Source organism: Candidatus Benthicola sp., assembly GCF_058719085.1.
Genome location: NZ_JBZQEK010000138.1, coordinates 1 through 22,573, shown reverse-complemented (window position 1 = coordinate 22,573; position 22,573 = coordinate 1). Strand labels below are relative to the sequence as shown.

Annotated in this window: 19 protein-coding genes; 16 read left to right on the top strand and 3 right to left on the bottom strand. The window is 68.5% G+C overall.

The features are described 5' to 3' along the window. Positions 1-12 precede the first annotated feature (12 nt). From AC36XV_RS10515 to AC36XV_RS10480, 8 genes are all read left to right on the top strand, one after another. Positions 13-843: a zinc metalloprotease HtpX gene (locus tag AC36XV_RS10515; protein WP_492203636.1), complete on the top strand. Its 831-nt coding sequence runs from the start codon at positions 13-15 to the stop codon at positions 841-843. Continuing rightward, a complete protein-coding gene (locus tag AC36XV_RS10510) occupies positions 833-1,753 on the top strand; it encodes a diacylglycerol/lipid kinase family protein (RefSeq protein WP_492203635.1) in 921 nt (306 codons plus the stop codon). Before AC36XV_RS10515 ends, AC36XV_RS10510 begins: the two co-directional genes overlap by 11 nt. A 46-nt stretch (positions 1,754-1,799) precedes the next feature. Next, complete coding sequence (gene lysA, locus AC36XV_RS10505) at positions 1,800-3,038, top strand: diaminopimelate decarboxylase (RefSeq protein WP_492203634.1); 1,239 nt, start codon at positions 1,800-1,802, stop codon at positions 3,036-3,038. Continuing rightward, complete coding sequence (gene uvrA, locus AC36XV_RS10500; RefSeq protein WP_492203633.1) at positions 3,035-5,848, top strand: excinuclease ABC subunit UvrA; 2,814 nt, start codon at positions 3,035-3,037, stop codon at positions 5,846-5,848. The genes lysA and uvrA overlap by 4 nt, the downstream gene beginning before the upstream one ends. A gap of 134 nt (positions 5,849-5,982) precedes the next feature. Beyond that, on the top strand, positions 5,983-6,240 hold the full coding sequence (locus AC36XV_RS10495; protein WP_492203632.1) for a hypothetical protein: 258 nt from the start codon (positions 5,983-5,985) through the stop codon (positions 6,238-6,240). Between the two features lies 1 nt (position 6,241). Continuing rightward, positions 6,242-6,634 (top strand): type III secretion system chaperone family protein, encoded by a 393-nt coding sequence (locus AC36XV_RS10490; RefSeq protein ID WP_492203631.1) that lies wholly within the window; start codon positions 6,242-6,244, stop codon positions 6,632-6,634. A gap of 7 nt (positions 6,635-6,641) precedes the next feature. Next, the gene (locus AC36XV_RS10485) at positions 6,642-7,466 is read left to right on the top strand and encodes a PspA/IM30 family protein (RefSeq protein ID WP_492203630.1); all 825 of its coding nucleotides are present in this window, start codon (positions 6,642-6,644) and stop codon (positions 7,464-7,466) included. Between the two features lie 43 nt (positions 7,467-7,509). Continuing rightward, positions 7,510-8,604, top strand: a complete 1,095-nt coding sequence (locus AC36XV_RS10480; protein ID WP_492203629.1) for an N-acetyltransferase DgcN family protein — start codon at positions 7,510-7,512, stop codon at positions 8,602-8,604. Between the two features lie 7 nt (positions 8,605-8,611). Here the strand turns inward: AC36XV_RS10480 and queD are convergent, their stop codons facing one another. Both queD and queE read right to left on the bottom strand, forming a co-directional pair. Then, positions 8,612-8,968, bottom strand: coding sequence for a 6-carboxytetrahydropterin synthase QueD (queD, locus tag AC36XV_RS10475; protein ID WP_492203628.1), 357 nt, complete (start codon positions 8,966-8,968; stop codon positions 8,612-8,614). A gap of 10 nt (positions 8,969-8,978) precedes the next feature. Continuing rightward, on the bottom strand, positions 8,979-9,629 hold the full coding sequence (queE, locus tag AC36XV_RS10470) for a 7-carboxy-7-deazaguanine synthase (RefSeq protein WP_492203627.1): 651 nt from the start codon (positions 9,627-9,629) through the stop codon (positions 8,979-8,981). A gap of 90 nt (positions 9,630-9,719) precedes the next feature. On the opposite strand from queE, the gene asnB reads away from it, so the two are divergent. Continuing rightward, the gene (asnB, locus tag AC36XV_RS10465) at positions 9,720-11,468 is read left to right on the top strand and encodes an asparagine synthase (glutamine-hydrolyzing) (RefSeq protein WP_492203626.1); all 1,749 of its coding nucleotides are present in this window, start codon (positions 9,720-9,722) and stop codon (positions 11,466-11,468) included. An 18-nt stretch (positions 11,469-11,486) separates the two neighbouring features. On the opposite strand, the gene AC36XV_RS10460 is transcribed toward asnB, so the two are convergent. After that, the gene (locus AC36XV_RS10460) at positions 11,487-12,365 is read right to left on the bottom strand and encodes an inositol monophosphatase family protein (protein WP_492203625.1); all 879 of its coding nucleotides are present in this window, start codon (positions 12,363-12,365) and stop codon (positions 11,487-11,489) included. A gap of 111 nt (positions 12,366-12,476) precedes the next feature. Between AC36XV_RS10460 and trpS the strand changes: the two genes are divergently transcribed. The 7 genes from trpS to AC36XV_RS10425 all read left to right on the top strand — a co-directional run. Continuing rightward, the gene (gene trpS, locus AC36XV_RS10455) at positions 12,477-13,472 is read left to right on the top strand and encodes a tryptophan--tRNA ligase (protein WP_492203624.1); all 996 of its coding nucleotides are present in this window, start codon (positions 12,477-12,479) and stop codon (positions 13,470-13,472) included. A gap of 36 nt (positions 13,473-13,508) precedes the next feature. Beyond that, positions 13,509-14,552, top strand: a complete 1,044-nt coding sequence (locus AC36XV_RS10450) for a D-2-hydroxyacid dehydrogenase (RefSeq protein ID WP_492203623.1) — start codon at positions 13,509-13,511, stop codon at positions 14,550-14,552. Beyond that, positions 14,553-15,656 carry a type IV pilus twitching motility protein PilT gene (locus AC36XV_RS10445; protein WP_492203622.1) on the top strand — a complete coding sequence of 368 codons (1,104 nt, stop codon included), beginning with the start codon at positions 14,553-14,555 and terminating at the stop codon, positions 15,654-15,656. Continuing rightward, on the top strand, positions 15,653-16,540 hold the full coding sequence (locus tag AC36XV_RS10440; RefSeq protein ID WP_492203621.1) for a dihydrodipicolinate synthase family protein: 888 nt from the start codon (positions 15,653-15,655) through the stop codon (positions 16,538-16,540). Before AC36XV_RS10445 ends, AC36XV_RS10440 begins: the two co-directional genes overlap by 4 nt. A 52-nt stretch (positions 16,541-16,592) precedes the next feature. Then, a complete protein-coding gene (locus AC36XV_RS10435) occupies positions 16,593-17,885 on the top strand; it encodes an adenylosuccinate synthase (protein WP_492203620.1) in 1,293 nt (430 codons plus the stop codon). A 65-nt stretch (positions 17,886-17,950) separates the two neighbouring features. After that, positions 17,951-19,678 (top strand): autotransporter assembly complex protein TamA, encoded by a 1,728-nt coding sequence (locus tag AC36XV_RS10430; protein WP_492203619.1) that lies wholly within the window; start codon positions 17,951-17,953, stop codon positions 19,676-19,678. Next, positions 19,678-22,573, top strand: a 2,896-nt coding sequence (locus AC36XV_RS10425) for a translocation/assembly module TamB domain-containing protein (RefSeq protein ID WP_492203618.1), incomplete at its 3' end; no start/stop codon positions are given. The genes AC36XV_RS10430 and AC36XV_RS10425, both read left to right, overlap by 1 nt.

Here is a 22,573-nt window from a genome sequence, read left to right as displayed (position 1 = left end):
GGAGGAGAGATCATGAGCTACGTGAAGACATTCGGGCTGATGGCCCTGATGACGGCCCTGTTCGTCGGAATCGCCGGGTGGTTCGGCGGCCGGACCGCGATGTACGCGGCTCTCGGCTTCGCGGCCCTGTTCAACTTCGGATCCTACTGGTTTTCGGACCGAGTCGTGCTCCGCATGTACCGGGCCCGGCCCCTCGAACGGAGCGAAGCGCCGGGTCTCTACGACATGGTGGACGATCTGAGGAAGCGGGCCGGGCTCCCCATGCCCGCCGTCGCCATCTCGGCTTCGCCACAGCCCAACGCCTTCGCTACCGGCCGCGATCCCGAACACGCGGTGGTGTGCGTGACGCAGGGGATGCTCGGCGTCGCCGATGCGGACGAGCTGGCGGGTGTGATCGGCCACGAGCTCGCCCACATCAAGAACCGTGACATGCTCATCGGCACCGTGGCGGCAACGCTGGCCGCCGCGGTCGTCATGCTGGCACGGCTCGGCTTCTGGTTCGGGGGCGATGAGAACCGCGGCGGCGCGATCGGCGGTCTCCTGATGCTCGTCCTCGCGCCCCTGGCCGCCATGCTCATCCAGATGGCGATCAGCCGCGCGGGGGAGTACAGGGCGGATCGCGTCGGGGCGGAGATCTCCGGACGGCCCTCGTCTCTCGCCTCCGCGCTCCGGAAGCTGGAAGCCGAGGCTCGCCGGAAGCCGATGGAGCTGAACCCGACGGCCGCGCACCTCGCGATCGTCAATCCGCTGAGATCCGGCGGCCTGAGCGGCCTGTTCCGCACCCATCCACCGACCGAGGAGCGGGTGCGGCGCCTCGAGGAAATGGCTCGCCGTGGCCTCTGAGTATCCGATCCCGGATTCCGACCGGTACCTCGTCCTCCTCAACCCCAACGCGGCGGGAGGGCAGCCGGAGGTCCTGCGCCGGCGCATCGCGGGGGCGATGGCATCGCATCGGGTGCCGTTCGACATCGTGGAGTCGACGAGCGTCGAGGACGGACTGCGAATCGTGCGAGCCGCGGTGGAGGCCGGGTGCAAGGCGGTCGTCGCCGCGGGTGGCGACGGCACCATCGCCCTGGCCCTTCGGGGCACGGCGGGTAGCGAGGTTCCGGTGGCCCTGCTCCCGTTCGGCACCGGCAACCAGCTGGCTCTCAATTTCGGCGTTCCGGTGTCGCTCGAGGACAGCGTCCGGGTGGCGATCGAGGGGGTCGTCGAGCCGATCGATCTGGGCCGTATCGGCGACGAGTACTTCGCGCTCATCGCCGGCGCGGGGCTGGATGCCGAGGTCATGGCCAGCGCCACGTCCGAGCTGAAGAGCCGTCTCGGGGTGCTCGCCTACTTCGTCGGAGGCCTGAAGCACGTGTTCACGCCGAGCCGGACGCGCTACCGGATCGTGGCCGACGACGAGGAGATCGAGATGGAGGCCTCGATGGTGCTGCTGGCGAACGCCGGCATCATCGGAGCCGGAGGGCTGCCCGTGGAGCTGAAGGTGGCCCCGCGAACGTCGTTTCAGGACGGACTCCTGGACGTGGCCATCTTCTCGCCCCGTCATCTGCCGGACATGGCCGCCATGCTCACGAAGGTGGCGTTTCAGCGCTACTCCGGCGACGACCGGATGATCTTCCTGCAAGCTCGCCGCATCACCGTCGAATCGGATCCGCCCGTGGCGGCGCAGATCGACGGCGAGCCCCGCGGGGAAACGCCGATCGAGGCGGAGATCGAACCGCTGGCCGGCCGCATCCTCGTTCCTCGTTGATCTCCGCATCCGGGCCCGGCCCGGATCGACCCGTACCCCGAGCGCCATGCATACCGTACGAACCGAATCGAATCTCGACCGTCAGGTCCTCTCCGACATAGCCCGTGAACAGGGTACCCCCGTCTACGTCTACGACGGACGCGTGCTGGATGCAGCGATTCGCCGTTGGATCGAGGCGGTCGGGGATGCAGCGCGGGTGTGCTACGCCGTGAAGGCCAACTACAATCTCGGCGTCCTGGCGCGCCTGGCGGGGCACGGAATCGGTTTCGAGGCCTCCACGCCCGGAGAGGTGGCGAGAGCCCTCGCCGCGGGCGTGCCGCCGGACCGCGTGGTGCTCGGGGGGGTCCCGAAGACGCCGATCGCGGTCGAGGAGGGGGTCCGGGGCGGCCTCGACCTGGTGGTCCTCCAGGCACGGCACGAGGTGGACGCGGCCATCCGCGCCGGCAGGGACCTCGAAGGGCCCGCTGCGCACGTCGGGCTGCGCGTCCGTCCGGGCATACGGGCCGGGGCCCACCCGTCGCTCGAGACCGGCCGAACCGATGCGAAGTTCGGCTTCGGGCCGGAAGAGATCGCCGACCGGTGGGAAGAGCTCGCCTCCGCACCGGGCGTCACGCCCACCACGCTGGCCGTCCACCTCGGATCCGGCCTCGACAGCCTGCAACCGTACGAGGGCGCGGTCGACGTGCTTCTCGACCTCGCGGAACGCCTCGAAGAGGCCGGTCACCCGGTGCACGAGCTCGACATCGGAGGCGGTCTGGGAGTGGCGTACGACGGAGACGAGGGCGACCTGGAGCCCGCGGATCTGGTTCAGCTCGTGCGCTCGCGGGTCGGCGACGCGGCCCTGCGGGTGCGCTACGAACCCGGCCGCTCGGTCGCCGCGCGGGCAGGGACCCTGGTGACGCGGGTGCTCTACCGACGGGAGCGCGACGGACATCCGGCCCTCGTGTGCGACGGGGGCTTCACGGACTTCGGTCGCTACGCCCTGTACGGGGCCCAGCATCGCATCGAGCCTCTCCACGGAAGCCTGGAGGGACCGCCCACGGTCGAGGTGCTCGGGCCTACGTGCGAGTCCGGCGACAAGCTGGGCACGGAACGCCGACTGCACGGGGCGCAGCCCGGAGACCTGCTGGCGGTGCGCGACGTGGGCGCGTACGGATTCGTCATGGCATCGCACTACAACGCCCGGCCCAGACCTGCCGAGGTCCTGGTGGACGATTCGGGCTGGCGCGTCGTTCGCACGCGAGAGACGCTCGAGGATCTGTGGAGGGGAGAGACCGCAGGGTGAGCTCCAGGGATGCCGGCCAGCTCGTGGTGCGCGGCGCCCGCGAGCACAACCTGCGTGACGTGGACGTCGCCATCCCCCGGAACCGGCTGACCGTGGTGACCGGCCTTTCGGGATCCGGGAAGTCCTCCCTTGCCTTCGACACGATCTACGCCGAGGGACAGCGCCGGTACGTCGAGTCGCTCTCGGCCTACGCGCGCCAATTCCTGGGCGTGATGGAGAAGCCGGACGTCGACCAGATCGAGGGCCTGTCGCCCGCGATCGCCATCGAGCAGCGGACCGCGGCGCGCAATCCCCGCAGCACCGTCGGGACGGTGACGGAGATCTACGACTACCTGAGGTTGCTCTGGGCCCGGGCGGGCACGCCTCACTGCCCGGAGTGCGGCCGGCCCGTCCGTCGCCAGTCGGCCACCCAGATCGCGGCTCGCGTGTCCCGGTGGTCCGTAGGCACACGCATCGAGATCCTGGCGCCCCTGATCCGGGGCCGGAAGGGGGAATTCAGGGACCTGTTCGACGAGGCTCTGCAGGAGGGCTTCGTTCGGGCACGCGTCGACGGAGAGCTGGTCGACCTGTCCGATCCGCCGCAGCTCAACCGCCGTCTCAACCACGACATCTCGGTCGTCGTCGACCGGCTGGTCCTCCGGGCCGAAGAGCGGGCCCGCGTCGCGGATTCGATCGAAACGGCGCTCCGCATGGCGTCCGGGACCGTGGAGGTGTGGGAGTATCCGATCGAGGACGCTTCGAACGGGGCGGCGCCCGAGCGCCACCTGTTCAGCGAGCACTACGCCTGCGCCGACTGCGGCGTCAGCATTCCCGAGCTCGAGCCGCGCCAGTTCTCGTTCAACTCCCCGTACGGCGCCTGTCCGGCCTGCGATGGTCTCGGCGTGCGCCTCGAACCGAACCGGGAGCTGTCGGTCGGGGATCCGCGGATCTCGATTCTGGAGGGGGTGATCCTTCCGTGGGGCGTTCCGGCCGGGCGATGGGCGAAGAAGTACCTGCCGCCCCTGGCGGAGAAGCACGGCTTCGACCTCAACCGTCCCTGGGGCGATCTCACGGAGGAGCAGAGGACGGCCGTCCTCGACGGGGACCCGGAGCTCGAATGGGAGGGGGCCCTGTCGCTCATCCGCCGCCAGTACCACGAGACGGACAGCGACACGGTGCGGAAGAACCTTCACGAGTACATGACCGCCCGCGTGTGCTCGGAATGCGGCGGCGGCCGGCTGCGGGCGGAAAGCCGCGCGGTGACGGTGGATGGCCATCGACTCACCGAAGTGGTGGACCTGTCGGTGGATGAGGCGCTTGCGCTCTTCGAGGCCCTGCGGGAAGGGACGGCCGAGGAGCCGCTCGAGGAGGAGATCGCCGGACCGATCCTCAAGGAAGTCTGCGAGCGGCTTCATTTCATGGCCCAGGTCGGTCTCGGCTACCTGACGCTCGGGCGTTCGGCCGACTCGCTCGCCGGGGGAGAGGCGCAGCGCATCCGCCTCGCCACGCAGATCGGGAGCCGCCTCGTCGGCGTTCTCTATGTGCTGGATGAGCCGAGCATCGGTCTCCACCCGAGGGATAATCGCCGTCTGCTCGACACCCTCCTTCAGCTTCGCGACCTGGGCAACACGGTGCTCGTGGTGGAACACGACGAGGAGACGGTCCGGGCCGCCGATCACGTGGTGGACATGGGACCCGGGGCCGGCCGGCACGGAGGTCGGATCCTGGTCTCGGGGGATCTGGAGCAGCTGCTCGATTCCGAGGAGTCGCTGACGGCGGCGTACCTGCGCGGCGACCGCCGGATCCCCGTCCCGGACGAGCGGCGGGACGGAGATGAGGAAGCCGCGCTCGTCGTGAGGGGCGCCAGGGAGCACAATCTGCAGGATATCGATGTGCGCTTTCCGCTCGGCCGGTTCATCGCCGTCACGGGGGTGTCCGGGTCGGGCAAGTCCACGCTCGTGGAGGATGTGCTGTACCGGCGCGTGGCCCGGGAGCTTCACCGCGCCCGCACCGTTCCCGGGGCGCACGACTCGGTCGAAGGCCTCGAGCGGGTCGACAAGGTGATCGATGTGGACCAGAGCCCGATCGGTCGGACGCCCCGTTCGAACCCCGCCACCTACACGGGTGTGTTCACACCCATCCGCCAGCTCTTCTCCCGGCTGCCGGAGGCCCGCATCCGGGGCTACGGTCCGGGCCGCTTCAGCTTCAACGTCAAGGGCGGTCGGTGCGAGGCGTGCCGGGGCGACGGTCTGGTGAAGATCGAGATGCATTTCCTGCCCGACGTATACGTTCCGTGCGACGTGTGCCGGGGACGCCGATACAATCGCGAGACCCTCGAGGTGCTGTACAAGGGAAAGAGCATCGCCGACGTCCTGGACATGACGGTGGACGAGGCGCTGGAGTTCTTCGATCCGGTGCCGCGCATCCGGCGCCACCTGGCGACCCTGTCGGACGTCGGTCTCGGATACATCCACCTCGGGCAGTCCGCCACCACCCTGTCCGGAGGGGAGGCGCAACGCGTCAAGCTCGCGTCGGAGCTCTCCAAGCGGGCGACGGGAAGCACCCTGTACATCCTGGACGAGCCGACGACCGGGCTCCACTTCGAGGACGTCCGCATCCTCCTCGAGGTGCTGCACCGGCTCGTCGAGCTCGGAAACACGGTGCTGGTGATCGAGCACCACGTGGACGTGGTGAAGACGGCCGACTGGGTCATCGATCTCGGCCCGGAGGGAGGGGCGGGAGGTGGCCGGGTCGTCGTCGCCGGAACGCCCGAGGCCGTGGCCACCCACCCGGAGAGCCATACCGGACGGTACCTGCGCGACGTTCTCTGATCGCTCGTTGAACACGGCCCGCCGCAGCGTTAACGTAACGGACTCGAGTGCCATCTCCGGGCATGGACGAAACCACCACCGCCCGGCGACCGTAAAGCGAGTATCGAACCGGCGAGCGGGAGCGCCAGTCACACGTGAACGTCTTCGTGCTGATCATCCTGCTGTTCTTCGTGGTCGTGCCCATCGGGCAGGCGATCGCGAAGGCGATCGAGACGAAGGCGGCGCGCGACGCTCTGCCGAAGGAACCGGAGCCGTCCGGTCGGCTCGAGGAGCTCGAGCGACAGGTGTCGTACCTCGTGGAGCAGATGGAGGGACTTCAGGAGAACCAGGAGTTTCTGACCCGCCTGCTCGAGCACCGACCGACGCGCACCACGCACAGTGAGGAAGGGTGACATGATCAGCCGCGAAGACCTTGAGAGCTTCCTGATCCGGACCGAGATGGATCACCGGGAGATCGGGGAGGGGATGTGGCTCGTGGATCCTGTGAAGGACTCCGAGGAGGACCACCCGGCCGTCGTCGTCAGCCTGTCCCCGCCGCTGGTGATCCTGCGCGTGAGCATCGGGGAGGTGCCCGAGGGAGAGCACGCCCGCCTCAAGCTGTTCCAGAACCTGCTGGAGCTCAACGCCTCCGACCTCGTACACGGGGCGTACGGTCTCGAGGGGGACGAGGTGATCCTCGTCGACGCTCTCGAGCTCCAGGACCTCGATTACTCGGAGTTTCTCGCGTCCCTGGAGAGCCTCTCTCTGGCCGTGACGTCGCACGTAAAGCAACTCGCACTGGACTGAAGCCGCCATGGGTATCTTCGATAGACTCTCCCGCCTCGTGCGGTCGAACATCAATGACCTGATCGCCCGGGCCGAGAACCCGGAGAAGATGCTGGTCCAGGTCATCGAGGACATGCGCAAGCAGCTCGCGCAGGCCAAGCAGGAGGTGGCCGTCGCCATCGCCGACGAGCGCAAGCTGAGGGCGCAGCTGGAGGAAGAGCGGAAGCAGGCCCAGGAGTGGGAGCGACGTGCCCGGCTCGCCATCCGGGAAGGACGCGACGACCTCGCCAAGCAGGCGCTGATGCGTGGCCAGGAGCACGCGAACAACGCAGCCGAGATGGAAGAGCAGTGGGAGAAGCACCGGGCCGAGACGGAGAGGCTCAAGGATTCCCTGCGGCAGCTCAACTCCAAGATCGAAGAAGCGAAGCGCAAGAAGAACCTCCTGATCGCCAAGCAGAAGCGGGCGCAGGCGCAGAAGCGCATCCACGAGACGATGGCGGGAATGCAGGACAAGAGCGCGTTCCGCGCCTTCGATCAGATGGTGGAGAAGGTGGAGGAGAGCGAGCGGAAGGCGCTCGCCGCTGCCGAGGTGACCGAAGAGCTGGAGGGCGACGACCTCACCCGCCAGTTCGCCCTGCTGGAGGGCACGGAGAGCGGCACCGACGTGGATGCGAAGCTCCTCGCCCTGAAGCGCGACATGGGTCTGCTCGCGCCGGGCGAAGACGAGGAAGAGCCCAAGGCCCTCGGCGCGGGGGAGGTCGAGGTGGCCGAGGCGGAGGTCGTCCTGGAGGAGGACGACGAGCCGGCGTCGGAAGAGGGGAGCGGCGACGCGGAGGAAGCGCCGAAGGCCTGAGGCGACCCCGGTCCGTCCGAACCCTCCGGCCACTCCGACTCGCATGAATCGACCCGTCTTCGTCGTGCTGGCGGAGGGCAAGCTGGGGCTCGAGACGAGCAAGACGGCTGCCAGCGTCGTGCGCTACCTTCCGGAGCGCGTCGCGGCCCTGATCGACTCGAGACACGCTGGGAGCACGGCCTCAGACGTGCTCGGCTACGGGGGCGACATCCCCGTAGCCGCTTCCTTTTCCGAGGCGCTGGCCGCCGCCCGGAGGCCGCCCGACGCCCTGCTGGTCGGGATCGCCAACCGGGGCGGTCACCTCCCGCCGGAACTCCGCGCCGTGCTCATCGCCGCCGTGGACGCCGGGCTCGACGTGTGGAGCGGGCTCCACGACCGACTCACGGCCGATCCCCGGCTCGCGGCCCTGGCCGAGGCCCGGGGCGTCCGGCTGGTGGATCTGCGCGACCCCCCGGCCGGTCTTCCGGTGGGAACCGGCCTCGCACTGGGCACGAGCGCGTTCCGTGTCCTGACCGTCGGGACCGACTGCAACGTCGGCAAGATGACGGCGAGCCTGGAGCTCCGGCGTACTCTGCAGGCCCGGGGCGTCCAGGCCCGCTTCGCCGGCACGGGACAGAGCGGGATCGTGATCGATGGCACGGGATTGCCCGTCGACGCCGTGGTGGCGGACTTCGTGGCCGGTGCGACCGAGCGGGTCACGCTCGAGGCGGCCCGCGACGCCGACGTCGTGCTGATCGAGGGGCAGGGATCCCTGTTTCACCCCGGGTATTCCGGCGTGACGCTGGGGCTTCTCCACGGGTGCATGCCGCACGCCATGATCCTCTGCTGGATGCCGGGGCGCCGCCGTGTCTACGGGGGCGGCTACGACTGGCTCGAGATTCCGAGCCCGGAGCGGGCCATCGCGGCGTACGAGGAAGCGATGCGCTGGGCGGCACCGCAATTGGACAGCCGGGTGATCGCACTGTCGGCCAACACCTGGGACCTTCCGGAAGACGAGGCGCGTCGCCGGGTGGAGGAGGCCGGCCGGGCCACCGGGCTTCCGTCCACCGATCCGGTCCGCTTCGGCACCGGACCGCTGGCGGACGCGGTGGAGGCGGCCCGGGTCGCCGGAGCTTCCGCCTCCGCCGACTCGCGGTGAGCGGAGGTCAGTCTCCGGAGTAGGTGCACCCCGAGGTACAGGTCTCCTGGATCTCCACCCGGCTCAATCCGGGGAGCCCTGGCTGGAGACGCCGCCAGATCCACCGTGCCAGCACCTCCGCGGTGGGGTTCTCGAGCCCTTCGATGTCGTTCAGGTAGTAATGATCCAGCCGCTTCAGGATCGGCTCGAAGGCGGCTCGGATGTCGGCGAAGTCCACGATCCAGCCCACGCGTTCATCCGGCTCGCCGGCCACGTACACCCGCACCGTGTAGGTATGGCCGTGCAGGCGCCGGCACTTGTGGCCTTCGGGCACGTTGGGCAGCACGTGCGCCGCGTCGAATGAGAATTCCTTCCAGATCTCCATCCGGCCTCACTCAGTCGATGCCGATGTACTTGTGCGTCTGAAGGCTCAGGCGCCACTGCGGGTGCGCCAGACAGTACTCGATCGCCAGGCGCGTGTTGCGCTCGCGTTCCGGTCCGTCCATCGGTTGCAGGGAGAACACGTCGAAGGCGAGGTCCGCGTACGCCTCCGGAGGAGCGCCGTCCTGCGGGAACACCAGCTTGAGCTCGTTTCCCGCCCTCTGCACCAGCTCGGCTCCCGCCTTCGGGCTCACGCAGATCCAGTCCAGTCCGGCAGGGGCGGCAACGGTGCCGTTCGTCTCCACGGCCACCTCGAACCCCGCCTCGTGCAGGGCAGCCACCGCTTCTCGATCGAGCTGCAGCAGCGGCTCGCCCCCCGTGCATACGACCAGCGGCAGCCCTCGCCCACCCGGCTCCCCCAACCGGTGCGGCCACGCGTCGGACACGCTTCGGGCCAGATCGTGGGCGGTCGAGAACCTGCCTCCGCTGGGACCGTCCGTGCCGACGAAATCCGTGTCGCAGAACGGACAGGTGGCTGCCGCGCGGTCCCTCTCGTGGCCGGACCACAGGTTGCAGCCCGCGAATCGACAGAACACGGCCGGGCGACCGGCCTGGGCGCCTTCCCCCTGCAGGGTGAAATAGATCTCCTTCACCGAATAGGCCATGCGGAGAAGTTAGACCGACCGCCCGGGCCTCACCACTCCGGCCGACCGGGTGTTTGACGGGCGAGCGAGAGGTCGGGTAGGCTGTCGATCATGTGTGGAATCGCGGGAATCGTCGGCGGGAGGCCGGATCGTTCGGTCGTCGATCGAATGGTCCGGAGCCTGGCGCACCGCGGACCGGACGACTCGGGCGTCTGGGACGGCGAGGGTGCGTGCCTCGGCCACACGCGTCTGTCGATCCTCGATCTCTCCTCCGCCGGACACCAGCCCATGGCGAGGGGCGATCGGGTGGTGGTCTACAATGGCGAGATCTACAACTTCCGAGACCTCCGTCGCGAGCTCCCCGGCCCCTTCGTTTCCCGCACCGACACCGAGGTGCTTCTGCACCTGTACGAGCGTGATGGGCCCGCGATGGTACGGAGGCTCCGGGGAATGTTCGCGTTCGCGATCTGGGATGCCCGAGAGCGGAGTCTCTTCGCGGCGAGAGATCGCCTGGGCATCAAGCCGTTCTTCTATCGTCCGCTCCCGGACGGTTTCGCGTTCGGCTCGGAGATCAAGGCCTTGCTGGAAATGGGCCGTCCGGAGTGGAATCCCGCTGCGGTGAGCGACTTCTTCTCGTACAAGTACGTTCCGCATCCGAAGACGGCCTATCAGGGAATCCATCGCCTGCCTCCGGCGCACACGCTGACGTGGAGAGGAGGCCGGATGAGCCTCCACCGGTACTGGGAGCCCGAGGCCGAGACACGAATCACCGACATGTCCGAGGCGGCCGCCCGCCTCGGAGAGCTTCTCGATCGCGTCGTCCCGGAGCACACACTGTCCGATGTTCCGGTCGGGCTCTTTCTGAGCGGCGGTGTGGATTCGACCACTCTCGCCGCTCACCTGGAGAATCCCCGCACGTTCACGCTCGCGGTGGATTCCGGCCGGTTCAACGAGGCGGAGGCCGCTCGTGCGGTGGCGAGCCACTTCGGGACCGATCACGTGGAGGAACCGGTTTCCGCCGTCGACTTCGCCGAGGCGATCCGAACGATTCCCCGCCTCTACGATGAGCCGTTCGGTGACAGCGCGGCCTGGTCGGCGTGGCTGGTTTCCCGTATGGCGGCGCGTCACGTGAAAGTGGCTCTGACGGGAGAGGGTGGCGACGAGCTGTTTCTGGGCTACCGCTACTACGACAAGATCCCCACCTATCGATCGACTCCGTGGATCCGGTGGCTCGCGGGAGTGTTGCCCCCCTTCGGTCGCGCGGGGCGGTCGGCGGGCCGCCGCGCCGCGCTCGGCCTCGATCGGTACGGGGTGTTCCTTCCAGCCTTCACGCCGCGGCAGAAACGAGCGCTGCTCTCCCCCGATCTGGTCCCGCCGGACTACGACCACCTGTGGCACGTGCGACGCTTCTGGAGAGACGATCTCGAGCTTCTGAAGAGGGTGCAGTGGGTCGACCTTCACGCTCACCTGCCCGGAGGTCTCCTGACGAAGGTCGACCGGGCCAGCATGGCGCACTCGCTCGAAGCGCGGCCTCCCTTGCTCGATCACCGGCTGGTCGAGTTCGCCCTGTCGCTCGATCCGCGCCTGCTTCGGGATCCGGAGAGACGGGAGGGGAAACGGGTGGTCCGGGTGCTCATGGAGGATCGGGTCCCGGCTGGGCTGTTCGATCGCCCGAAGAAGGGCTTCGGGCTTCCGATCCGGGAGTGGTCCCGGCGCGAGCCGGAGCGGTTGAAGAGCGCGCTCGGCCGCCTGAACCGGGCGGGCATCCTGCGCACCCGTCGGGCTCCTTCGCTCGACCACGACCAGACCTGGTCCATGCTGGTCCTCGACGCATGGATGGATCAGGCCGGTTTCTACTAGGCGGGGACGGTCGGGCCGTCAGCCCGGAAGACCACCCGTGACCAGCGTCCGAAATTCCCGGAGCAGCGTGCCGTTCGATCCGAGAAACGCCCCCGGGGCGAGCCCCGAAGGCATTCGGTCGGGCGGATATCGTTCCGATTCGCGGTCCAGGCCGGAGACCTCGAGCGGTTCGAAGGTTCCTCCCGCCTCTCTGACCACGAGCGCTCCCGCCGCCACATCCCACGGCATGAGCCAGTACTCCCAGAACGCATCCAGACGACCGCAGGCCAGATCGCACAGGTCGAGCGCCGCCGCCCCGGCTCTCCGGATGCCGGCCGTCGCCCGAAGAACGCGGCTCAGCGTCTCGAGATACGAGGGGAGTACGTTCAGCTTCTTGAACGGAAAGCCCGTTCCGACGAGCGCGAGGTCGAGATCATCCAGGTCCGAAACGTGGATCGGACTGCCATCCCGGCTCGCGCCTTCTCCGCGTGCGGCCTCGAAGAGCTCGCCCGTGGCCGAGTTGAGGACGACCCCGACCCGCAGCCCGTCCTCGTCCTCCGCGGCGATCGAGACCGCGTACTCCGGGTAGCCGTGCAACCAGTTGGTGGTGCCGTCCAGCGGATCCACGATCCAGCGCACGGACGGGCTACCGCGTCTCGAACCGGGGTCGCCCGTTCCCTCCTCGGCCAGGAACCCGTGATTCGGAAAGCTCTCCCGGATCGTGTCCACGATCACCCGTTCCGACTCGACGTCCACCTCGGTGACGAAATCGGACCGTCCCTTCTCCGACCATCGGGATGGGTCCAGCCTGCCACGGGCTTCGCCCTGCACGTCGGCGGCTCGAGCCGCGGCAAGACGCGCCGTTTCGAGGAGATCCGAGGTCTCGAGGTTCGTCGGGTCAGCGTCGGCTGGGGTCAACTTTCACTCGCTTGCTCGCTGTTTCGGCCGCGGCTACGTTCCGGCGTCCCGCCGGGGGGTGCCCAGATTCCGCATCATCCGGGCATGTTCACACGAATCAGACAGTCCTCCATGACTCAGGGCAAGAGCCGCGTCTTCAGCGGGATCCAGCCGTCAGGCGAGCTCCACATCGGAAACTACCTGGGAGCGATCCAGAACTGGGTCGCCCTCACGGAGACCTACGACTGCATCTACTGCATCGTGGACCTGCACGCCGTCACGGTACCGTATGATCCTTCAAGCCTCCAGGAGCGCATCCGCGATCTCGCCATCGGGCTCCTGGCATCCGGCCTCGATCCCGAGAGGTGCACTCTCTTCGTGCAGTCGGCCGTGCCCGAGCACGCCGAGCTCCAGTGGCTTCTGAATACGGTGACTCCACTCGGCGAGCTCTCCCGGATGACGCAGTTCAAGGACAAGTCGGACCGGGTGGACACGGTCAACGCGGGCCTGCTCAACTACCCCGTCCTGCAGGCGGCCGACATCCTGCTCTACCTGGCGGACCGGGTGCCCGTCGGAGAGGACCAGGCCCAGCACCTCGAGCTCACCCGGGAGATCGCGCGACGGTGGAACGGCCGCTTCGGTGAGTATTTCCCGGAGCCACAGGCCCTGATCGGTGGTGGTAAGCGCATCCTCGGGATCGATGGGGAGTCGAAGATGTCCAAGTCCCAGGACAACACGATCCCGCTTCTGGGAGACGAAGAGGAGCTGTGGTCCGTCATCCGGATGGCGGTGACCGATCCGGCCCGGATCCGCCGCGACGACCCGGGCAATCCCGACGTATGCAACGTGTTTTCGCTCCACAAGTTCTTCACGCCCGAGGAAGAGCTCCAGTCGATCGATCATCGGTGCCGCACGGCCGGCATCGGGTGCGTCGATTGCAAGAAGCGGCTGACGGCGAACATGGCCGCGGAGCTGGCCCCCATCCGCGAACGGGCCGCCGAGCTGCGGGCGCACCCGGAGCGTGTGACGGAGATCCTTCGCGACGGAGCTCGGAGGGCGCGCTCGATCGCGCGAGTGACGCTCGCCGAGGTGTACGAGCGGATGGGGCTGGCGCGCCAGGATTCCTGACGACAGGTGGCGGCCGCGCGGCATGAGATTCGACCGATGAGCGATGCGCTTCGCAAGCTGGTCGCGTGGATGCACTCGGACCGGTATCCGACCTGGTCGATGCCGGATTCGACCGTCGACGCGCTGCAGGAGGCCCTCGGGCCCGGCTGGCTCGTGCAGGTCGTTCGGGAGCCGACGTGGGCCGGGGGCGACGGGAGCCGGGAGGTGCCCGACGCCGTGCTCGACGCGGTGACCGATGCGGAGATCTACGTGGGCTTCGGCATCTCGCGGCAGCTGTTCACCCGCGCCCCGCACCTGCGGTGGGTGCACTCCGCGGCTGCCGGCGCCCGGGCCTCCCTGTTCGCGGAGATGAGGGACGGCGAGGTCCTATTCACCAATTCGGCCGGAATCTACGGCGAACCGCTGGCCGACTGGGCTCTCGCCGCCATGCTCTACTTCGCCCGAGGATTCGACCTCGCTCTCCGCGGTAAGCGGGAGCGCCGGTGGCCCTACGAGGAAATGGCCGGCTTCGGCCATCCGCAGCGCGAACTGGCGGGGAGCACGATCGGAGTGGTGGGTTACGGCGGTATCGGGCGGGCCATCGGGCGCCGGGCCCGTGCTCTCGGCATGCGTGTGCTGGCCCTCCGGTCGCGAGACCGCTCCGCCTCGCCACCGGAGGTCGAGGCGGCGTTCGGGCCGGACGGTCTGAACGAGGTCCTGGCTCGCAGCGATTACCTGGTTCTGAGTCTCCCAGAAACGGCCTCTTCAAGCGGGCTGATCGGGGCCGCGGCGTTGGCGCGGATGGGGCCCGGGAGTGTCTTGTTGAACCTGTCCCGAGGTGGCATAGTGGACGAGGAAGCGCTCGTCCGTGCCCTCGAATCGGGGAGCATTCGAGGCGCGGCTCTCGACGTGTTCCAGAGCGAGCCGCTCCCGGCCGAAAGTCCGCTCTGGACCCTCGACAACGTGCTGATCACGCCCCACGCCGGCGCGATCTCGCCCCGGTTCTGGGAGCGGGAGACGGACCTGATCGTGCGGAACATCGGCCACTATCTGGCCGGGGGACGGATGGAGAACCTGGTGGACAAGACACGGGGCTACTGAGTGCAGAGACTGATCCAGGCGGCCGTCGACCGGGGTGCGAGCGTCATTCACATCAAGGCCGGTGACGTGCTGCGAGCCCGGATCGAGGGCAAGATCGTGAAGCTCTCGAACCAGGTCTTCACCGAGGAAGAGACCGAGAAGATCGCTCTGAAGCTGGTGTCGAGCGACAAGGATCGGGAGCGCTTCGACGAGATCAGGGACTACGACACGTCGTGGGGACTGAAGGGCGTCGGCCGGTTCCGGATCAATATCTCGCGCCAGCGCGGCTCCGTCATGGTGGTCATGCGGGTGATTCCTCTCAACGTTCCGACTCTCGAGGAGCTCTTTCTTCCGAAGGTCCTGGGAGAGATCGCCGAGACGGAACACGGACTGGTCCTGGTCACCGGGGCGGTGGGCACCGGGAAGAGCACCACGCAGGCCGCCATGCTCCAGTGGATCAACGAGCGGCAGAAGAAGCACATCGTGACGCTCGAGGACCCGATCGAGTACCTGCACAGCGACGACGCGAGCACGATCTCCCAGCGGGAGGTGGGCGTAGACACGGCCTCCTTCCATTCCGGACTGCGCGCGGCCCTCCGGCAGGACCCGGACGTGCTGCTGGTCGGCGAGATGCGGGACCGGGCGACGATCGCCACCGCGCTCCGGGCCGCCGAGCTCGGCCAGCTCGTGATTTCGACGCTGCCCACGCCGACGGCGATCGGGGCGATCAACTACGTCCTCGCGGCGTTCCCCGAGGAGGAACGGGAGATGGCCCGGATGCGGCTGGCGGACGCCCTGCGGGCGGTCATCGCCCAGCGCCTTCTCCCCCGCAAGGATGGCGACCGGATGATCCCTGCCGTGGAGATTCTCCGCGTCACCGGTGCGATCCGCGACTGCATTCTCACGCTGAGCCCGATCGAGAAGATTCACGACCTGATGGAATCCGGCCGGGAGGCGTACGGCATGCAGACCTTCCAGCAGCACCTCCAGGAGCTGGTGCAGTCCGGCATGGTGGAGTACGAAGTTGCCCGGTCCGCGGCTCCGAGCCCGAGCGATTTCGAGCTGGCGATGCAGACGCTGGGTGGCGCCGTGCCCGAACCTCTTCGCGGGGACGTGCAGCTGTGAACCTCGAAGGAGTCCACCTTCCGGTCACCACGCCTTTCGATCCCGCGAGCGGGGAGGTCGACCTCGAGGGGTTCGCTGCGAACGTGGCCAAGTGGTGCACCCATCCGATCGCCGGCCTGGTGGTGGGAGGGTCGACGGGTGAGTTGGCGCTCCTGGAGGAGGAGGAGCTCTTCGCCCTGGTGGCGAGGGCCGCCCGCGTCCGTCGGGACGGAACCGCCCTGATCGTCGGGACCGGGATGGAATCCACCCGGGCCACGATACGGCGCTGCGTGAAGGCCGCGGCGGAGGGAGCGGACGCCGTGCTCGTCAAGCCGCCCTCCTATTATCGCGGACGGATGTCCCCGGAGGCGCTGCACGGCTTCTTCGCGTCGGTGGCCGACGCGTCGCCCGTTCCCGTGGTGATGTACCACGTGCCGAAGTTCGTGCCGGTCGACGTCGTGCCCGATCTCGCGGGAGAGCTGGCTCGGCACCCGAACATCGCGGGCATCAAGGACTCCTCGGCCGACATGCACAACCTCGGCGCCCTGTGCGAGGCGATCGGCGATCGGGGAACCGTGGTGGTGGGGGCGGGAACGCTCCTCTACCCGGGACTCGAGATCGGGGCGCGCGGTGGGATCATCGCCGTAGGGTTGCTCGCGGCCGCCGCGGCCTGCGAGCTCTACCGGGCGTTCATGGCGGGCCGGTCGGCCGAGGCGGGTCGCCTCCAGGAGCGCATCGGCCCGTTGCACAAGAAGGTGGTCGCCGGGACCGGAGTGCCCGGCGTCAAGTACGGACTCGATCGGCTCGGGTTCGTCGGCGGCCCCCCCCGGCCGCCGTTGCTCCCGCCGACGGGCCGGGAGCAGGATGAGGTCGAAGCGGCCCTCGCGGCTGCCGGCCTCCTGTAGAGTTCACCACGAGAGATCTGACCAGCCAGCCCGGTCGGGCGGGGAGCAAGAATTGTTCGACGACGAGACTCGGTGTGTTGTGCTCGTGGGCGTCCAGTGGGGCGACGAGGGCAAGGGCAAGATCACGGACGTGCTGGCGGAGCAGGCGACCCTCGTGGCACGCTACCAGGGAGGCGCCAACGCCGGGCACACGGTCCTCGTGGGGGACGAGGAGTTCATCCTGCACCTGATTCCGTCGGGCGCCCTGTATCCGCACGCCCGGTGCGTGCTCGGCAACGGGGTCGTGCTCGATCCGCATACGCTGATCGACGAGATCGAGATGCTCGAGTCCCGGGGTGTCGCGATCGAGGATCGCCTCGGCGTGTCGCGCAGGGCTCACCTGGTGCTTCCCTATCACAAGCAGCTGGATGGAGCTCGGGAAGCCGCCAGGGGAGCGGCCGGCATCGGGACGACGAAGCGCGGCATCGGACCCGCCTACCGGGACAAGATCTCGCGGAGCGGACTTCGCGTGTGCGATCTCGAGGATCCGGACTACTGCTGGGCCGTGGTACGTGAGGGCGCGGCCACCGCGAACGTCCTGCTCGACAGCTATGGAGTGGCCGACCGGGCCGACGCCGATGCCATCATGTCGGAGCTCGAGTCCGTGACGGCCCGGATCGTGGCTCTGGGCACGGACAGCGGCGCCGAGATCCGGGCCGAGCTCGCCCGAGGGGGAAAGGTCCTTCTCGAGGGCGCCCAGGGGTCGCTCCTGGACGTGGATCACGGCACGTATCCGTTCGTCACTTCGTCCAACACGACCGCGGGCGGGGCCGCCGCTGGCGTGGGGATCGGTCCCACTCTCATCGACGAGGTCCTCGGGGTGGTCAAGGCCTACACGACCCGGGTCGGCGCGGGACCGTTTCCGACCGAGCTCCAGGGCGATGAGGCGGAGCGGCTGCGCCGGCTGGGCGCGGAATTCGGGGCCACGACCGGCCGTCCGCGAAGGCCGGGGTGGTTCGACGGCGTAGTCGTTCGACACGCCGCGGGCGTGAACGGTCTCACCGGTTTGGCCGTGACGAAGCTCGACGTCCTCGACGCGTTCGAGGACTTGCAGCTCGGGATCGGGTACGAGCTCGATGGCGCGACGACGGCCAGCTTCCCGGAGCGGGCGAGTGCGATCGAGAGGGTGCGTCCGGTGTACGAGACGGCGGAAGGGTGGCTCTCTGAAACAGGTGAATGTCGGTCGTGGGAAGAGCTTCCGGAGTCGGCGCGCCACTATTTGAAGCGCATCGAAGCGGTGGCCGAGGTGCCGATCCGGATGGTGTCGGTCGGTTCGGCCAGGAGCCAGATCATCCGGGTCCGCTGATCCGTCACGTCAAGCCGCGTTCCCCGCGGCACTTCGGACGACGGCGGCGAGCCTGCTGCCTGGCGGTGGGCCTGCTCGGGGTGCTGGCGGCGTCCCCTCTGGCCGGGCAGCCAGCGTCGGACACACGGCTCACGGTGCGCATCACGGGCATCCGGGACTCGCTGCTCACCAACGTCGAGAGCCTCACAGAAATCGTCGCTCTGTCGCGCCAGAGGACCGTGCGTCCGGGTCACGTCTACCGGCTGTACGATCGGGCCCCCGAGCAGATCCGTCGGGCCCTCCAGCCCTTCGGCTACTACCAGCCAACGATCGAGTCGTCGCTGGACACGGAAGGGTCCCCGTGGGTCGCCGTGTTCCAGATCGATCCGGGTCCGCCCACGCTGGTCGATCGACTCGACGTCCGCGTGCTGGGTCCAGCCGGTTCGGACAGCGCGTTCCAGGCGGCCCTCCGCCGACTGCCGCTCCAGGAGGGCAGGCGCCTGTCTCACCCGGCCTACGAGCAGGCGAAGACATCTCTCGAGTTCCTCGCGGCCGACCGCGGCTATCTGGAGGCCGAATGGGACTCGGTCGGGGTCCTCGTGGACCTGACGACGAACCGCAGCGAAATCACGATGCGGATGACCTCGGGGCCCCGCTTCCGTTTCGGGCCCGTGTCGCTGGACTACGAGTGGGTGAATGAGGACATCCTGGCGCCCTACGTCGGCTTCGAGACCGGCGACCCGTACGACGCTTCGGTTCTGCGCGACCTGCAGTCCGGGCTCTCGGGAACCACCTACTTCGCCAACGTCGAGATCGTTCCGCGTCTGGATCTCGCCGACGACGAGCTGCGCGTTCCGATCGAGGTCCACACCACGCCACGGAAGACGCAGCGGTGGGAGGTGGGGGTCGGATACGGCACCGACACCGGTCCGCGCATTCGGTTCGCCGCGGAGTTCCGTCGTCTCAACCGCCGCGGGCACTACGCGGACGGGGAGGTTCGGCTGTCCATGACGGAACAGAGCATCACGGCTCGTTACAACATCCCGGTCGGTCTTCCGAACCCCTCCCTGTGGACTCTCACCGGGCGATACGGCCGCATCGAATGGGTCACCAGCAAGACGGTCCAGGGGCTGGGCGGGGTGAGCTTCGCGCACATGCGCGGGCCGGTTCGCGAGGTGTTCTCGCTACTGTACCAGCACGACGACTTCTCCGTGGCCAGCGATACGGCGGTGTCCGGTCTCACTCAGCCGGTGGCCGCGTGGACCTATTCCCGGGCCGACAATTTCCTGTTCGCCACGCGCGGAATCGGGACCACCCTCGAGCTCCGGGGCGCTGCCCAGGGCTTCGGCTCCACGGCGGATTTCTTCCGGGCCTGGACGTCGGCGAAGGTCATCCGGGGAGTGACTCCGAAGCTCCGCGCCATCGTCCGGGCCGACGTCGGCTGGCTCACCACCCACCAGTTCGCGGGGCTTCCGCCCTCCACCCGGTTCTTCGCCGGGGGGGACCGCAGCATCCGGGGATACGACTACCAGTCTCTGGGTCCCGAGGACGAGACCGGGGCGGTGACGGGCGGTAATTCCCTCGCCGTGGGAAGCCTCGAGCTCGACTACCGGTTCCTCGAGAAGTGGGCCGTGGCCGTGTTCCTCGACGCCGGGAACGCGCTACGGGACTTCAGCGGTGATGTCGCGATTGGAACCGGGTTCGGGGCCCGCTGGATCTCGCCGGTCGGCATGGTCCGGGTCGACCTCGGGTTCGGGCTCGACAAGGAGGGCAGCCCCCTCCGACTCCATCTCTCGATCGGACCGGACTTCTGATGGCGACGCGACGCGCTCGATCGAGATGGCGCAGGCCACGGTGGTGGCTGGGAGGGCTGGTCGTCGTTCTCCTGCTGGGATTCGCGGGTGTCGCGTTCGTGGTCGGCACGACGGCCGGTGGACGCGTCGCACTCTCGGTCGCCACCCGCTGGCTACCCGATGCCGTGCAGGTCACGGTGGTGGAGTTCTCCGGGCGCCTGGCGGATCGGTTCGAGCTGAACTCGGTGCACCTTCGCTTGCCGGACGCCGAAGTGGAGGTGGAGCGGGTCTCCGTCGAATGGCGTCTCGTGGACCTTCTGCGGCGCCAGGTGCACATCCGTTCGATCCGGGTCGAGCGGGTGAACGTACGGTTGCTCGACGAGGCGGCCAGTGCGTCCGCCCGTCCGAGTGCGGCTGCGGACTCCGCGGAGTCGGCCGGACCTCCGTTCGCGGACCTGCCCGTGCACGTCTCCGCGGATGCGATCACCCTCGGTTCCGTGACCGTCCGCCGCGGCGACTCGGTGTGGGTGGAGGATGGGGCCGTGAGGGCGAGCGGAACTCCCGGCGACTACAACCTCGAGCTTGCGGCAACCGCCACGCTTCCCGGGCTTCCGGCCGCGCCGGTGTATGCCAGCGGGCGCGGCTCGAATCAGGCCCTGCACATCGATTCGATGACCGTCCACGCGTTGGAGGGCAGTGTCCGTGTGGAGGGAACCGTTTCCTGGTGGCCGGAGGTCGGCTGGGACGTCTCCGCCCGAGTCGACACGGTGCGCCCGGCCGGGCTGCTGTCGAATCCGGATGAATGGACCGGCGCCCTCTCGTCGCGAATGTCGGCGGTCGGCGGCCTGACCGCCTCCGGCAGCCTGGAAACCGACGTGGCCGTGGACACCGTGTACGGCGTCCTGCGCGGCGAGCCCGTGGAGGCCGCCCTGTCGATTCGCGCAGAGGGCAAGGATCTGGACATCCGGGACGCGAACCTCGCCTGGGGCCCGGCGCAGCTTCGAGCGAGCGGGAAGGCCGCCGACTCGCTGGACCTGTCATTCGAACTTCGAATCCCCGATCTCGGACTGCTGGTGCCCGGCGCGGCCGGCCTCGTGACCGCGAGCGGCCGGGCCGCCGGAACCCGCGCGACGCCCCGGATCCAGACGGTCTTCGAGGCTCAGATGGTACGCTTCGAGGATGCGGAGATCGAGATCGCGAGCGGAGAAGCGGAGCTCGACCTGGCGGGTCCGTTGCGTGGATCGATCGAGTCGCGGGGGCTCCGCCTGGCGGGCTACGAGGCGGATTCCGCCACCCTCGTCCTCACCGGGCGCCGGAGCGACCACCGGCTGGAAGCGTGGGCACGGGGTGCGCGCGTCGAGCTCGAGGTGGCGGCTGCGGGAAGTCTGAATCCGGACAACGTCTGGTCCGGTACGGTCCAGAGCTTCCGATTCGCTGCCGACACCGTGGGCTCCTGGGTTCTCGCGGACCCGGCATCCGTTCGGTTGGGAGGTGGGGAGATACGCCTGGTTGGAGCCTGCCTCGACTCTCCGCCGACCCGGGTATGCGCCGAGGGCGAATACGGCGACGGTAGCTTCCGGGGGGCCGCGACGGTGGACTCCCTCGATCTCGGTACCTTCGATCGCTTCCTGCCGGACGGTCTGTCGGTGCACACGGTCGTCGATGCGGAAGCTCGGGTGGACTTCGGGCCCGAGGATGGACTGCTCGGCGCGGTCGAAATCCGGACGAGCTCCGGCGAGCTGACTCGCGCCGCGCAGAGTCGCGCCCGGACCCTCCGATTCGCTCCCGTCGTGCTCACGGCGGAGGCCGGGCCCGAGGGGGTACGGGCGGAGTTCGATCTCCACCTGACGGACACGGTCTCCGTTCGCCTGCTCGACGCGAGCGGATCGCTCGAGATTCCGTCGGTGATTCGTTCCACGGCGGACCTGACCGCCCTTCGCGGGCAAGCCATTTCGATACACGCGCAGATCGGTTCCGAGGACCTTTCCTTTCTATCGAAGGAGATTCTGCCGCGGTGGGATGTGGAGGGACGGTTCGAGGCCAATGCGGATCTCGACGTCACGCCCGACGGCGGACTGGACGGACGGGTGGCGGCGACCACGGAGGGTCTGACGCTGCGTAACACGGCCCGGGCTCAGGGGTGGGTCCTCACCGTGGATCCGGCGAGACTCGAGCTCGAGGTCGGGGCCGAAGGTCTGTCGGGAACGACGGACATGATCATCTCATCACCGCAGGATGGCGAGCTTCTCACCGCGGTCGGTTACGTCCGCATGCCGAGCCTCACGAATATCTCGTTCGATCCGGCCCGGCAGCCACTGGAGGGGAGTCTGGAAGTCCGCCTCGGCAGCCTCGAAATCCTTCCGGCGTTGATGCTCGATGTCGCCGAGGCGCGGGGCAGCTTTCTCCTGACGACGCGACTGGGCGGAACCCTGGCGGAGATCACCGTGGACGGGGAGGCCAGCCTGTCCGATGGATACGCGCTCGTGCCGCTGCTCGGACTCGAACTGCAGGACATCGGCTTCCACGCGGAAGGCCGTCCGGATGGCCGGATCGAAGTGAGCGGTCAGCTTCGGTCGGGAGAGGGGCTCCTGACCCTTTCAGGACGCTCCGAGCGCTATCCTTCCGCCGAGACGCCGACCGTGTTTCAGGTGCGTGGGGACCGGGTCCAGGTCCTGGACATCCCGGAAGTGAACGTACTCGCCTCACCACAGCTCGATCTGGCGTTCAATGGCTCGCGCGCCGATATCACCGGCCAGGTGTTGATCCCCCGCGCACGACTCGGGTTTCCAGAGATTCCTCCGTCCGCCGTCGTCCCCTCCGATGACGTCGTGATCGTGGGCGATACCGCTACGCAGAGGCAGCCTCCCGTCCCGGTGACGGCCAACATTCAGGTCTCGCTGGGCGACGACGTCACGT